This is a genomic window from Arthrobacter sp. 1088 (assembly GCF_031455315.1).
GTDB lineage: Bacteria > Actinomycetota > Actinomycetes > Actinomycetales > Micrococcaceae > Arthrobacter.
In genome coordinates, this window is record NZ_JAVDSM010000001.1 from 530,649 (window position 1) to 544,474 (window position 13,826).

A 13,826-nucleotide genomic window follows, 5' to 3' on the forward strand; every position below is an offset into this window, starting at 1 on the left:
TCTTAGTAGACTTAAGTCTATGAACGAACGAAAACCCGCTGCCCCCGCTTTGGAGGGCGGCGGGTTTTTGCGTGTCCGGATGGATCTTTCCTACGACGGTGGACCATTCAACGGCTGGGCCCTTCAGCCCGGTCTGCTCACAGTTCAGGGATCACTTGAGGAAGCTTTGGCGCTCCTCGTGCGCCGTCCCGTGCGGGTCACGGTTGCCGGCCGCACCGACGCCGGTGTCCACGCCCGCGGCCAGGTCGTCCATCTCGATCTGACTGAAGCCGAGTGGCTGGGACTTCCGCGTGGACACGAGCTGGACCCCGCCGTCGCGCTTTTACGGCGCCTTCGCGGCGCCCTCAGCCGCGTCCTCGGCGATCTTACCGGTGCCATAGAAGTGCACGACGCCGGTCTGGCGCCTGAAGGTTTCGACGCCCGGTTCTCTGCGTTGTGGCGTCGTTACAGTTACCGCATTGCTGATGGTGCCGAGCGCTGGGATCCGGTGCTTCGAGGAATTACGCTGTGGCATAAGGCGCCGCTGAACATTTCTCTTTTGAATGAGGGCGCTTCCCAGTTGCTGGGGCTCCAGGACTTCCGCTCCTACTGCAAGCCCCGCGAGGGCGCCACAACCATCCGCGAGCTACAGAAGTTTGAGTTCGAACGGGGGAGCGACGGGGTCATTGTCGCCACAGTTCAGGCCGATGCGTTCTGCCACAACATGGTCAGGTCCTTGGTGGGCTCGGCCCTGCGCGTGGGCGAAGGCCTGGAGCGACCGGGCTGGCTGCATGAACGTCTTCTGGAACGTAAGCGTGATGCCAAGTCCGTGTTGGCTGCACCCCACCCCTTGGTGTTGGAGGAAGTTGCGTACCCATCGGACGGCGAGCTGCTGGCACGGGCCGAGCTGACGAGGGCCCGGCGCGAGTAAGTCCGGACATTGGAGGACCCCCTCCCGGCTCTGGGTACCGGAAGGGGGCCGTTGTGGCCGTCCACGGTCTGGGATCCGCGAACGGCCGGTCTAATTCCCGCGGGGCAAGATCAGCTGAAGGCTTGGATGATCTTGATGGCCGCAGGACCCAGAAGGACTATGAACAAAACCGGGAAAATGCAGAACAAGAGCGGAAAAAGCACTTTGACCGGAAGCTTCATGGCCTTTTCTTCTGCGTTCTGTCGACGCTTTACCCTCGCTTGCTTCGCCTGAGCCCGGAGAACGCTGGCGATGCCGATGCCGTATTTGTCGGCTTGAATGACAGCCAAGACAAAGCTGCGAATGTCCGGTACGGCGCAGCGTTCGGACAATGCATCGTAGGCTTCACGCCGGGGGCGTCCCACCTGGATGTCCTGAAGTGTACGCATCAGCTCGTGGGCCAGGGGTCCGGTCCCCTGCATGGACGCCCGCTCCATCGCAGCTTCGAATCCAAGGCCAGCCTCGACCGAGATAAGCATCTGATCGAGCGTGTTGGGGAACTCCAACTTGATGGCATCCTGACGTTTGGTTCCCGTGTTGTAGATCAAGAGGTCTGGCAGGAAGTACAGGAATATCGTTAGAAAGATACCGATTCCAGCGAGCGTAGGAGTGGGATTCCCCGCGAAAAGGAGTAAGCCGATCACTGCGCCAGCCAGGGCGAGGACAGGCTTGAGTGCGATCAATTTGGTGAGCGGCATGGAGCGGGGGCGCCCTGCCAGGGCCAATAGATGATCCAGCTTTGCTTCATAACTGCCGGGCGTGAGCTTTCTGGCAATGCCTAACAAAAGCGGAGGCCTGCGGGCGACGCTTCCGCTGCCTTGGGCGAATCCTGATCCCAGGTTGGTCTGGATGGCCACAATCCCCTTGCGGTCAATGGTGACCAAGGACCAAGCAAAGTAGGCGATGGGGAGAACGATAACTGCGATGATGATCCAAGCAACGGGAGTCATTGTGGGGCCTCCTTAGAACTTGATCTTGACGGTGCGGCTCATCCAGAAGCCGCCGATGATGAACAGGACAACGCTCGCGATCAGCATTGCGATGCCGACCGGGTGGGTGACGAACGTCTTCATATACCCGGGGTTAATGGCGCCCATGAAGATCCCGACGGCCACCGGCATGGCCATGAGGATAAGGGCGGACATCTTGCCCTCCGCACTCAGTGCCCGTACGTGGCCCTTGATCTCGCTCCGCTCCCGAATGGTTCCGGCGACCTGTTCGAGCACCTCGGCAAGATCACCGCCTACCTCCCGGTTGATTTGCATTGCTTGGCCGATCCAACGGAAGTCCTCGCTGTCCATCCGCGCAGCACAGTCGTCCAGGGCCTGGCGGGGGTCCTTGCCGATTGTTACTTCGTTGACAATCCGGCCCAGTTCTTCGGACGTGGGGGATTGAGCCTCCCGAGCAGCAGCTTCCAGCGAACGCATGATACTGTGTCCCACGCGAAGCCCCCCGATCAACATTTGAATGGTGTCGGTTAGCTGTGTCTCAAACCGGGAACGACGCTTTTCTGTCTTGAACACCAGGAACAGCTTGGCTGCGAACGGCGTCGCTAATGCTAAGACGATGCCTATGAACAGGTTCACCAGAAGGGTACCGAGCGTACCCACTACGAGAGTCGTCACTGCTACCAAGACCGTGAAATCGGCAGGAGCCTGTTTTACTCCGGCGCGGTAGAGAATTTCACGGTTGAAGGGACCGCCGGAACGGCCCAACGCTGAATCGACTGCTGCAACCGCTGTTTGGGATACCCGGCCGAGGGCAGACTCGTCGGCCACGGAGCCCACTCGACGGCGTTCGATGGGGATGACGCCGTTTCGAGGCTTGAGGACCACCATAATAACCAGTGCGAGCGCAGCGACGCAGAGGCCGACGGCAGCTATGAAAATAAGCGAGTTTTCCATCTCAGCGCCTCCCGACCGGTGTGGGTGCCACCCCGAAGACAGCGGGCGACACCGTGATGCCGAGTTCCGCGAAGCGGTCCAGGAAACGGGGACGAATACCCGTCGGGAGAGCCTTTCCCAAGAATCGCCCCTGCGCGTCGAGGCCAGCAGAGTAGTCGAAAAGGAAGGCATCCTGTAGCGTCACGACGTCGCCCTCCATTCCCTGGACCTCCGTCACATGCGTCACACGGCGGCTTCCGTCGCGAAGCCGCGTGACCTGCACGATGACATCGACAGCCGATGAGACCTGCTCGCGGATGGCCCGAAGGGGAAGATCCATCCCGGCCATGAGGACCAGGGTTTCCAAACGCGCAATGGCATCACGTGGAGAGTTCGCGTGGACTGTGGAAAGCGACCCGTCGTGGCCGGTGTTCATTGCCTGAAGCATGTCCAGGGACTCACCGCCACGGACTTCGCCGACGATGATTCTGTCGGGTCGCATGCGCAACGAGTTCCTCACTAAATCACGGATGGTGATAGCGCCCTTGCCCTCGATGTTCGGTGGCCGGCTCTCCAACCGCACAACATGTCTCTGCTGGAGTTGGAGTTCAACAGCATCTTCAATGGTCACGATGCGGTCGGCTTCCGGGATGAACGACGAGAGAACGTTCAACAGTGTCGTTTTACCGGTACCTGTACCACCGGAAACGATGACGTTCAGCCTAGCGCGGACACAGGCACTTAGCAGCTCTGCCATCTCGGGACTCATGGAGCCCCATTCGATCAGATTTCGAACTGTCAAAGGCACGTGGCTGAACTTTCTTATGGTGAGTGACGGCCCATTGACAGCCAACGGCGGAATGATGGCGTTGACGCGTGAACCATCCTCCAGCCTGGCGTCAACCAGCGGTGACGACTCATCGATACGCCGCCCAACCTTGGAGACGATCCGTTCAATGACTTTCCGCAGATGATCATCGGAACTGAATTGCAGGTCAGTCAGCGCCAGTTGCCCATGACGCTCAACGTAGATCTGGTCGAAGCGATTGACCATCACTTCCGTAATGGAAGGATCCTCGAGAAGACGCTGCAGCGGGCCGAAGCCCATGACTTCGTCGGCTATTTCCCGGATGAGGCGCCGACGTTCTTCGGGCGAAAGCGGGACCTGCTCGTCGTCGATGACCGACGAAAGCTCGTCAACGGCGAACGTCCGAAGTTCCTCCTCGGACGTTGAGCTATCCCCGAGCCTGTTGCCAATGCGCTCAAACAGCGAGGTGGCCGCCCGATGCTTCAGCCCTGCGAGGGCATCCACCGCAGGGACGGAGGGAGCACCCCCCAGCAGGGACGCCTGCCCGGGGTCGACTCCCGGAGCGTCGGTCGTCCCAATGAAACCGCCCGTCTGGCCAAGCCCTTCTTCCACCGAGGAGAGCGGTCCGTTCTTCGAAAGCCTTTCAGACAGTTTCATGACACAACCACCCGTCGGTGAAGTTTGTTCTGGGGAAGGGCTTCCAGCTTGGGATCAAATCGCTCTACGAGCTTCCTCAACCCTTTCGTCGCGGAATCCCTGGTGGTTCCTTGAAGGACCGGAATGCCCCTGTTCGTGGAGAAGGGCAGGTTCCTTGACCGCGGGATGACCGTATCCACGGGAACTCCGATAGTGGCCTCGACGTCCTGAACAGAGATGCCACTCTTCCTATCCGCGAAATTCAAGACAGTGTGCCTGTTCTGTGGCAAGAGTTGAAGTTCCTTTAGCACACTGAAGCTCTTTCGAAGACCTCGAATGCTGGGTACGTCCATGCCGCACACCCAAACCCCGTCGGTGGCCAACTCGAGCGTCGCAAGGCAGTGTTCGCCCAAGCCCGGAGCTGTGTCAACTACGACGTATTTGAACTCGCCGGCCAGTTGGTTGATCAGCCGCGACACATGGTCTGCCGTTATGTAGTCCGATTCCGATGGCCTGCTGGGAGCGCACAAGGCGTAGATCCCAGCGGGATGCACCGTCAGGAAGGCCTTGAGCACCATGGAGTCTTGGGCCGCGGAGCCATGGACTGCCTCGGTGATTGAGTGCTCAGGTTCCAACAACAAGCCGGAGGCCACATCACCGAACTGGAGGTCCAGGTCCACGATAACCACTCCCATGGGTGCTACGGCCCCGAGGCCTACAGCCAGGTTGGTGGCCACCGTGGTCTTGCCGACTCCGCCCTTGGGCGACATCACGGCGATGACACGGCCCCTCTCGTGCCCTGTTTCTGCTGCAGGCTGCATGCCCCTTCGCCGACTAGCTGAGGCAAGGCAAGCCCGTTCCAAGAGGACGCGCAGCTCATTGATTTCGATTTCCGGCGAGATGACGTCCCGAATTCCGGCGTGCATGGCTCGGAGCACCGTTTCGGCTTCTGGCTCGGAAACAAGAAGCAGACTAATTTCGGGGTACTGCAGATCAAAGACAGTCGCCAACTTGAGGGCATCGTCAGGATTAACACCAGGCCCTAGGATCATTACCTCTGGCGGAGCGCCGGTCAGTTCTTTGAAGACATCGTCCGTGCTGCCGTGCAGGACAGCAGGTGAAAGTGTCTGCAGGTCCCCATGCAGTGCACCCGTAATGGCTTGGCGTACCCGACCCTCAAAGTCGCGAACCGCGGTGATGGCTACGAAGCGAGTCATTGGACCAGCCCTCCAAAGGTTGTTGTTGGGGGATCGCTCTTTGCGGTCTTGTCGGTCTGTTTGGATAGCCACAGGGTTCCGAATTCGGCGCCGAAGACCATCTTGGAGGCGTTCGCATCGCTCAGCGCGACGGTGACGTAGGCAGAACCGTTGGGGAGGGCTACCCCCTTATCGGTGCCCGCAGACTTTTCTGCGTCCGGAGCGGCCTGCTGAACGGCAGTAACCAGGACATCGTGGTAGAGCAACTCGGTGAAGTTCTTCCAGCCGGTCAGTCCCGGCGGGAGGTTGGCTCCGGCGGGGACGTTGTCGTCCAGTTTGAAGGATGCGAAGACGGTAACGGTGTCGCCGGCCTCAATGCGACCACCCAGGATCCGCTCCGGGGCCAGTACGAAAGTGGTCTCCTGGAGTCCATCCGGGACGGGGACCGTGCCTGGCACAAGTTGGTTGGGGGCGACGAGCTTGACTCCGAGTAATTGCTCACCGGGTTGAAGATCGACGTTGGTGACCTTCCCGGACTGATCGTTGAGGGCACTGATGGTTCCTGGCGCGACAGCGGACTTAGGCAAGGTTTCTGTCTTCACTTTCGAGCCCAGGTCCTCGGCCTTGGTGCCGGCGGGGATGCGTTCCTTGGCAACAAGGACGCTGACGGGATCGAGCCCCTGTTGCGCGCGCTTGTCAGCTCCCTGAACGTAGGTGACTAGCAGGACGGTGCCGATGACTGCCAGCAGCAGTGCCGCAATGCCTCCCAGTAGGCGTGTTTTCACGGTGTAACTCCCTTCGGATTTCTAACTTGACGTAGTCGGCATTGGGCCGGCTGCTATTTGGTAAGTGAAACGACAGAAGCTCCATAGTTGGGGATACCTCCGGTGACCTTCATTCCGTCTTCCAGTGAGACGAAACGGTCAAAGAAGCCCTGGATGCCGCGGCAGTTTCCGTTGCATTTCGGGGCAGCTGGATCGACCACACCTCCGGTGCCGCTGAATTGGTAACCAGTAACTTGGAACGCAGCAAAGCCAATCAGCTTGTAGGTGGCATTTGATCCGTTGCCAGTAGCGGTTCTGAAGAGGGGGACCAGCGCGGGTTGGTCCATGATGTGGGCCAGCACGGTGTTGCACGCGGCATCATTCGGGAAGTGGTTGCCTGGTTGGCCTTGGACTGTGGCGTCGAGTGAAATGTCTGTTGAGCAGCCCGAGGTGGTCAGCAGCCAGCCAAAACCACCGGGCTCGTAGCCATTTTGGGCTGCGCAGCCGGGGTACGCCGGCGCGTTTTCGTCATAACGCAGCAGCACGTGCGTTGGAATGGGGTCTCCGGTGAAGTTGCCGGTGGAGTTCAGAGATGCCAGCTGCGTTGGGGACAAGTACTTCTTGAAGACGCACTCGCTGATCGTCCACGGCAAAGTGCTTGCCTTGGACGGCGCACCCCAGCTGGCCTCAGCCGTCGCTTTTACAGTGGTCGACTCAAACCCCATGACCTGGGCGAAGTAGAGCGAGAAACTGTTGACGCCGCCCTCCTTGGCGTTGGTGACGACCCTGACCGTCGTGGCGCCCGGGAATGTGACCGTGGCCCCGCTCTGGCCGTCATTGGAATTCTTGTTGGCGAAGTCGTTGCCGGTAGTTGTGCTGTTTCCACAGCTGCCGTTGGCGCAGTCCGTTGCAATTGCCAGGGCTGCGGCATCGGCACCGTTCTGCAGTTGGGCCTTTTCGGCGTACAAGGCGCCGACGTCGACCGCCAGGGCCGCAAACCCGAGCAGCACGACCATGATCCCGGCCACCATGATGGTGGCGGCGCCGCGGCTTCCTTGATCAGCCTCCGCGCCTCTCGCTAGGCGCCTTTGGAGCGCTCGTACTATCCGCCGCATCTCATCACTCCCTCACCTTTGAGGTTCATCGGGAAGAGGCCCGGGGAACCAAAGAAGCCGGCATCCAGGAAGCCGGATATCGAAGTCAACGAAACACTCGTTGTTACCTTGACGTTGGATCCGGGTTTGCAGCTGGAAGCGTTGTCGGTGACAGTGACACCAAGCCCGTTCAACGAGGGGGCCGCCGCGAGAGCAACGCCCGACACGTTGAGGCCGCCTTTGTCATAATTCACTGCCGCGTAGCGAGCGCCCTCGCGGGCCGCCTGGGTCAGGGAAACCTGAACGTTCAGCACGCGGCCAAACTCTATAATTCCAACCAAGATCAACAGTAGGAGCGGCAAGAGAATTGCCATTTCCACGGCTACTGCACCGCGCTCTTTCTTTCGTGTTGTCACGACTGTCTCCCAGACCCAGATCCCCTTTAGGGGGTGTACGGAACAGCTGTTAAGAAGAAATGGCCGGCGGCTGTGGCGGAAGTTCGTTCCACAGCCGCCGGCCAAGGGGGAAGAGGCTAGATCTTGGTTGTGACGTCAGCGAACATGTCGTGGATAGCAGTGCCCAAGGGGCCTACAGCTGCCAGGACCACCACTGCGATCAGGGCGACCATGATGCCGTATTCAACCATCGTCGCGCCCTTCTCCTCGGAGGTGAAGCGGTCCTTGACGCCGGCGATGTACGAGGTGATGGTGAACATAAGAGCAGACATTGGAAAATCCTTCCCAGATGAATTTTTTGGGTTTGGTAAATTATGGATATAGGTCCAGCAAATTATCGGAATTTGCTTTCGATTCCCGAACTACCCCCATGTTGCCTTTAGCGGTTCGGAATTCGATGAGATAAGAATTCACCCTGGACGCACTGCTGAACAATGCGTAGTCGTACTCGAATTCCTGCAACGCATATGACGCGGTCACCCGTAGAAGGGCAGGGAAGTACTCAGTTGAGAGGTCAAAAAAGGCAAGCGACTACTTGGAATCGACAGCAGCCTTACATTTTTGAGGCCATGTAGGGCCCGCGGAAACGCAGGAGAACCAGGACTACTGAAGTAGGAGAGTCACACCCAGTGCCGCGATAACCATGGCGGGTCCGTGTGCCGTTTCCACTGTCTTTTCCTTGCGATTCAGGCGCAACATCAGCACCGTGAGCACCCCGCCCACCACGAATCCCAGTAGTCCGCCGTAGAGTACTTGCTTCCAACCCAAGTACCCCAAGTACAGTCCGACGGGTGCTGCGAGCTTCACATCGCCCATTCCGAGGCTTCTTGGCGAAATAAGTCCCAGAATCAGGTAGCAAACGAAGAGTATGAGGCCTCCGGCGAGTGCTCGGAGCAGCTCGGGCCAGGCGGGATCCAGTGCCGCGGACGTGGCAAGGAGAACAAAACCGCCCCCCAGCAGGAACAAAACGAGCGGGTTTGGCAGCAAATGGAGGGTGAAATCAATTCTCGAAAGCTGCACCCCAACAAGTGCCAATAAAAGGAACGCCGGCAATTCCGGAGTAAAACCAAAGCGCCACCCCAGCAGGGCAAAGAGCAGCGCGGTGATTGCCGCCGTCGTAATCCGGACGGCAGGGGAGGGGAGTCCGCCCAGGCGCGGAAGGCCGCGGGCGATCACAAACTCGACGGCCGGGCTCAACAGCAAGCCGGCGATGGCAAGCAGGATCAGGAAAACGGGACCGTTGGTCATGTACTCTCCCTCAAAGCGCATGCGACCCCGAGGGGCGGATACCCCATTTTGACCCGGACGGCCCGTTGAAGGTATTGTTTATAGTCGTTGTGCGTGTCCTATCTCGATGACACATGCCTTCTCGGGGATCCAGTTGCAGGGTCGCTAACTCAAGAGGCATATCGAGATTCTGGGATGACTGGTCTATAGAGCCCTCACCTCTGCTCCGGTAACGCATACATAGTAGGTACACGCCTCACTGCGTGTCGCCTAAAACATGAACGCCAGAACAAGAACGAGGCAAAACCGTGCGTACGTACACCCCGAAGCCCGGCGATATCAACCGCCAGTGGCACGTCATTGACGCCACCGACGTTGTCCTTGGTCGTCTTGCCAGCCAGACCGCAACACTGCTGCGCGGAAAGCACAAGCCGACCTTTGCGTCCCACATGGACATGGGCGACTTCGTCATCATCATCAACGCTGAAAAGGTTGCCCTCACCGGCGCCAAGCTGGAGCAGAAGCGCGCATACCGCCACTCCGGCTACCCGGGCGGCCTGACCTCCGTCAACTACGCCGAGCTGCTGGAATCCAACCCGGTTCGCGCTGTTGAGAAGGCCATCAAGGGCATGCTCCCCAAGAACTCCCTCGCCGCTCAGCAGCTGGGCAAGCTCAAGGTCTACGCAGGCCCCGAGCACCCGCACGCTGCACAGCAGCCGAAGACTTTCGAAATCACCCAGGTCGCCCAGTAGTCCTGGCCACCAAACAACTTTTCATTACAAGGAGAACCGTGGCTCAGAACGAAGAACTGACCGCCGAAGCCGTCGAGGCTGAGGAAACCCTCACCAGCTACACCTCTGAAAGCACATCTGTTGAAGATGCGCCCAAGAAGGAGCGCCCGGCACTGACCGTTGCCGGTGCCGCTGTTGGCCGCCGCAAGGAAGCCGTTGCACGCGTTCGCGTCATCCCGGGTTCCGGCAAGTGGATCATCAACGGCCGCACGCTGGAGAACTACTTCCCGAACAAGCTGCACCAGCAGGACGTCAACGAGCCCTTCAAGATCCTTGATCTTGAAGGCGCCTACGACGTCATCGCCCGCATCCACGGCGGTGGCATCTCCGGCCAGGCCGGTGCACTGCGCCTCGGTGTGGCCCGCTCGCTGAACGAGATCGACGTCGACAACAACCGCGCCACCCTCAAGAAGGCCGGTTACCTGCGCCGTGACGCCCGCGTCATCGAGCGTAAGAAGGCTGGTCTCAAGAAGGCACGCAAGGCTCAGCAGTACTCCAAGCGTTAATCTGCGCTTACTCGAAGGCCCGTTCCGCCGTTTCGGCGGGGCGGGCTTTCGCCGTTTAAGAAGTTGCGCTTCAAACAGTTCGAAGATGCAAGCGGGGAGCCGGATGTGACCTGCTCACATGACCTTCCGACACGCTGCTGGACGGGTGGTGTCCCGTCGTCGTCTAAACTTGAGCCGATGTCTAGATTATTTGGAACAGATGGCGTGCGCGGTCTCGCGAACGGATTGCTCACCGCCGAGCTGGCTATGCAGCTGGCCCAGGCCGCCGCCGTCGTACTCGGCCATGACCGCACAACCGATGGCAAGCGGCCACGCGCCGTAGTCGCCCGGGACCCCAGAGCGAGTGGCGAGTTCCTTGCCGCCGCCGTCGAAGCGGGGCTCTCCAGCTCCGGCATCGACGTCTATGACGCCGGGGTGCTGCCCACGCCGGCTGCGGCCTATCTGGTGGCAGACCTCGACGCCGATTTCGGCGTGATGCTCTCGGCCTCCCATAACCCGGCCCCTGACAACGGGATCAAGTTCTTCGCCCGCGGCGGCCAGAAGCTGCCCGACGACGTCGAGGACGCCATCGAAGCACAGCTGGGCAAAGAGCCCCAGCGACCCGTAGGCGGCGACGTTGGACGCATCCAGCGCTTCTCCGACGCTGAGGACCGCTACATTGTCCACTTGCTCGGCACCCTCCCCAAGCGCCTCGAGGGCCTGAAGGTTGTCCTGGACTGCGCCCACGGCGCGGCGAGTGGTTGTTCGCCGCAGGTCTTCAAGGACGCCGGCGCGGATGTCGTCGTCATCGGCGCCGAGCCGGACGGCCTGAACATCAACGACGGCGTGGGCTCCACCCATCTGGGTCCGTTGAAGGAAGCGGTGGTCAAGCATGGTGCGAACCTTGGCATTGCCCACGACGGCGACGCCGACCGCTGCCTCGCTGTAGACCACGAAGGCAACGAAGTAGATGGCGACCAGATCATGGCGATCCTGGCGCTGGCACTCAATGAAGCGGGCAAGCTCAAGGACAGCATCCTGGTTGCCACGGTCATGAGCAACCTCGGACTCAAGATTGCCCTCCGCAATGCCGGCATCACCATCCGCGAAACCGCTGTTGGCGACCGTTACGTGCTGGAGGAAATGCGCGATGGCGGCTACAACCTGGGCGGCGAACAGTCCGGCCACGTGATCTTCTCCGACTACGCAACCACCGGCGATGGCGTACTCACCGGCTTGCAGCTTGCTGCGCAGGTGGCACTCACGGGCCGTAGCTTGAAGGAACTCGCAACGGCGATGACCAAGCTCCCGCAGCTCATGATCAACGTCAAGGGCGTGGACAAGGCCCGTGCGGGCACCGACGAAGGCGTCGCCGCGGCGGTAGCCGCTGCTGAGCTGGAACTGGGTGAAACCGGCCGTGTGCTGCTCCGCCCTTCCGGCACCGAAGCCCTGGTCCGCGTCATGGTGGAAGCTGCGGACATGGAAACGGCCGAGCGGATTTGCAACAGCCTGGCTGCCGTGGTCAAAGAGCGCCTGAGCGCTCCCAGCGAACTGGCTGTCTAAGAACCCAAGCAGCTTCGGCCCGCTTTCCTGCATTACCGGTTTGACCGGATTACCAGGGAGCGGGCCGTACTGGTTTAAAAGGACGGGCCTACAGGTAGGCCGGCGCTGCTTCCAACCCGAAGTACTCCTCAAGGGTTGCAATGCCTCGGGTGTTCATCTCCGTCGCTGCTTCTACGCCGATGTAGCGCAGGTGCCAGGACTCGTAGAAGTATCCGGTTGTTTCGTGGAACATCCATGGATAGCGGACGATGAAACCGAATTTGTGTGCGTTGGCTTTGGCCCAAATAGCCGCGGGCTGCTCGGCGAAGCAGGGCTGGAAACTGCAGGCACCTCCGCCGTCGGCTATGTCGAAGGACCAGCCCGTTTGGTGTTCGGAATGACCGGGCCGTGCAGAGGCCCGGTCGGCTGCAACCTGGCCACTGTTGGCGACATAGCCGTTGTATGTGGTGACCTGGGTGGAATAGGAACGGTACCCGGACGCCAATGCCATGATGACGCCCTCGGCCGCCGCTGCGGCGAACATCTTCTCCGCGGCAGCCGCCGTCGTGCTGTTCATCAGTGTGGCTTCGCCAGTGACGGCGAGCCGGATGTTCGGCTGAACTAAATCCGCCGGCACATAGTTTTGAGGGTTCAACGGCCTGTGCTTGTTGACCACCACCCATGGGCTCGCTGGATCGGTCAGCGAGAACTGCTTGGCGGCGGCTTGCGACGGCGGTGCGCTGGAAGGCTCGGTAGCGGCAGCGGGCGTAACGGCAGTGACTTGAGTTGGCGTGGGGCTCGAGGCAGCGGCGGACGGTGTCGAAGCCCCGGCAGGGGACGGGGAGGGGCCATCCGGAGTGCAGGCCGTCAGGGCGGCCAAGCCTGCGCCAGCGGTGAGCAAACCCGCGAATGCCCTCCGGCTGGGCATCGGCTGGGGTTGGGTGTGCACGCTAGACCTTCCGCAAAAGCATGCGACGGATGGAGTGGTCTGCGTCCTTGGTAAGTACCAGCTGGGCGCGGCCACGGGTGGGGAGCACGTTCTCTTCGAGGTTCGGCTCGTTGATGCGCTTCCAGATGCCGCGGGCTGTTGACTCGGCATCTTCGTCGGACAGCGTGGCGTAGCGGTGGAAGTAGGACTCCGGCTGCGCGAAGGCTGTACTGCGGAGCTTTCGGAACCTGTCGACGTACCACTCCTCGATGTAGGAGGTCTTGGCGTCAACGTAGATGGAGAAGTCAAAGAAGTCGCTCAGCGCAAGTCCCTGCTTGCCGTCCATGCGGGGCCTGGCAGGGGCCAGAACGTTGAGGCCTTCCACGATCAGCACATCAGGCCGGCGCACTACGACTTCCTTGCCCGGGACGATGTCGTAGGTGACGTGGGAGTACCACGGTGCCCGGACTTCCTCGGCTCCACCTTTGATTTCCGACACAAAACGCAATAGCGCCCGGCGGTCGTAGGACTCCGGGAAACCTTTGCGTTCCAGCAAATGGCGGCGTTTCAATTCGGCCAACGGGTAGAGGAAGCCGTCCGTGGTGATGAGTTCCACGTTGGGTGTTCCCGGCCAGCGCCGCAGCATTTCACGGAGCACGCGGGCGATGGTGGACTTTCCAACAGCAACGGAACCGGCCACGCCGATCACGAACGGGGTGCGCTGTGTTTGCTCGCCCAAGAACGTTGTTGTCGCCGCGTGAAGCTGATGTGAAGCTTCGACGTAGAGGTGCAGAAGCCGCGAAAGGGGGAGGTACACCTCCCGCACTTCCTTCATATCCAAGGGATCGCCGAGGCCCCGCAGGCGGAAAATGTCCTCTTCGTTGAGGGGCTGCTCCATCTGTGCTGCCAGCCGGGACCACGTTTGGCGGTCCAGCTCAACAAAGGGGGAAGCGCCGTCGCCGTTTGCTTCGGTGCGTTGCAAAGTCACGTTCTGATTCTGCCCTTAGCCCGGCGGATCAGGAAATGCGGGACGACGTGAGGGTGAATTCTGCGTGATTAACGCGTCAG

Annotated in this window: 15 protein-coding genes; 4 read left to right on the forward strand and 11 right to left on the reverse strand. The window is 60.5% G+C overall.

All coding sequences use genetic code 11. The features are described 5' to 3' along the window. The first annotated feature begins 19 nt into the window (after nucleotides 1-19). Nucleotides 20-910, forward strand: coding sequence for a tRNA pseudouridine(38-40) synthase TruA (gene truA / locus J2Y41_RS02440; RefSeq protein WP_309925823.1), 891 nt, complete (start codon nucleotides 20-22; stop codon nucleotides 908-910). A 110-nt stretch (nucleotides 911-1,020) separates the two neighbouring features. On the opposite strand, the gene J2Y41_RS02445 is transcribed toward truA, so the two are convergent. The 9 genes from J2Y41_RS02445 to J2Y41_RS02485 all read right to left on the reverse strand — a co-directional run bounded on the left by J2Y41_RS02445 (nucleotide 1,021) and on the right by J2Y41_RS02485 (nucleotide 9,033). Further along, nucleotides 1,021-1,899 (reverse strand): type II secretion system F family protein, encoded by an 879-nt coding sequence (locus tag J2Y41_RS02445; protein WP_224164986.1) that lies wholly within the window; start codon nucleotides 1,897-1,899, stop codon nucleotides 1,021-1,023. 12 nt (nucleotides 1,900-1,911) lie between these two features. Beyond that, nucleotides 1,912-2,853, reverse strand: a complete 942-nt coding sequence (locus J2Y41_RS02450; protein WP_224164985.1) for a type II secretion system F family protein — start codon at nucleotides 2,851-2,853, stop codon at nucleotides 1,912-1,914. Nucleotide 2,854: 1 nt separating this feature from the next. Next, nucleotides 2,855-4,297, reverse strand: a complete 1,443-nt coding sequence (locus tag J2Y41_RS02455) for a CpaF family protein (protein ID WP_224164984.1) — start codon at nucleotides 4,295-4,297, stop codon at nucleotides 2,855-2,857. Beyond that, nucleotides 4,294-5,493 carry an AAA family ATPase gene (locus J2Y41_RS02460; protein WP_224164983.1) on the reverse strand — a complete coding sequence of 400 codons (1,200 nt, stop codon included), beginning with the start codon at nucleotides 5,491-5,493 and terminating at the stop codon, nucleotides 4,294-4,296. Before J2Y41_RS02460 ends, J2Y41_RS02455 begins: the two co-directional genes overlap by 4 nt. Beyond that, nucleotides 5,490-6,257: a Flp pilus assembly protein CpaB gene (locus J2Y41_RS02465; protein WP_224164982.1), complete on the reverse strand. Its 768-nt coding sequence runs from the start codon at nucleotides 6,255-6,257 to the stop codon at nucleotides 5,490-5,492. The genes J2Y41_RS02460 and J2Y41_RS02465 overlap by 4 nt, the downstream gene beginning before the upstream one ends. 53 nt (nucleotides 6,258-6,310) lie before the next feature. Further along, nucleotides 6,311-7,351, reverse strand: a complete 1,041-nt coding sequence (locus tag J2Y41_RS02470; protein WP_396133428.1) for a pilus assembly protein TadG-related protein — start codon at nucleotides 7,349-7,351, stop codon at nucleotides 6,311-6,313. Next, on the reverse strand, nucleotides 7,339-7,746 hold the full coding sequence (locus J2Y41_RS02475) for a TadE/TadG family type IV pilus assembly protein (RefSeq protein WP_224164981.1): 408 nt from the start codon (nucleotides 7,744-7,746) through the stop codon (nucleotides 7,339-7,341). The genes J2Y41_RS02470 and J2Y41_RS02475 overlap by 13 nt, the downstream gene beginning before the upstream one ends. 116 nt (nucleotides 7,747-7,862) lie before the next feature. Beyond that, nucleotides 7,863-8,057: a Flp family type IVb pilin gene (locus J2Y41_RS02480; RefSeq protein ID WP_309925833.1), complete on the reverse strand. Its 195-nt coding sequence runs from the start codon at nucleotides 8,055-8,057 to the stop codon at nucleotides 7,863-7,865. A 331-nt stretch (nucleotides 8,058-8,388) separates the two neighbouring features. Beyond that, a complete protein-coding gene (locus tag J2Y41_RS02485) occupies nucleotides 8,389-9,033 on the reverse strand; it encodes an A24 family peptidase (protein ID WP_309925835.1) in 645 nt (214 codons plus the stop codon). Nucleotides 9,034-9,320: 287 nt separating this feature from the next. Here J2Y41_RS02485 and rplM point away from each other — a divergent pair, with 287 nt between their 5' ends. From rplM to glmM, 3 genes are all read left to right on the forward strand, one after another. Next, nucleotides 9,321-9,764 carry a 50S ribosomal protein L13 gene (gene rplM, locus J2Y41_RS02490; protein ID WP_011775554.1) on the forward strand — a complete coding sequence of 148 codons (444 nt, stop codon included), beginning with the start codon at nucleotides 9,321-9,323 and terminating at the stop codon, nucleotides 9,762-9,764. 38 nt (nucleotides 9,765-9,802) lie between these two features. Further along, a complete protein-coding gene (gene rpsI / locus J2Y41_RS02495; protein WP_216925110.1) occupies nucleotides 9,803-10,309 on the forward strand; it encodes a 30S ribosomal protein S9 in 507 nt (168 codons plus the stop codon). Between the two features lie 177 nt (nucleotides 10,310-10,486). After that, on the forward strand, nucleotides 10,487-11,851 hold the full coding sequence (gene glmM / locus J2Y41_RS02500) for a phosphoglucosamine mutase (RefSeq protein WP_223946542.1): 1,365 nt from the start codon (nucleotides 10,487-10,489) through the stop codon (nucleotides 11,849-11,851). An 88-nt stretch (nucleotides 11,852-11,939) separates the two neighbouring features. On the opposite strand, the gene J2Y41_RS02505 is transcribed toward glmM, so the two are convergent. After that, on the reverse strand, nucleotides 11,940-12,779 hold the full coding sequence (locus J2Y41_RS02505; protein WP_396133429.1) for a D-alanyl-D-alanine carboxypeptidase family protein: 840 nt from the start codon (nucleotides 12,777-12,779) through the stop codon (nucleotides 11,940-11,942). Between the two features lies 1 nt (nucleotide 12,780). Next, on the reverse strand, nucleotides 12,781-13,746 hold the full coding sequence (gene coaA, locus J2Y41_RS02510; RefSeq protein ID WP_216925113.1) for a type I pantothenate kinase: 966 nt from the start codon (nucleotides 13,744-13,746) through the stop codon (nucleotides 12,781-12,783). Nucleotides 13,747-13,826: the final 80 nt, after the last annotated feature.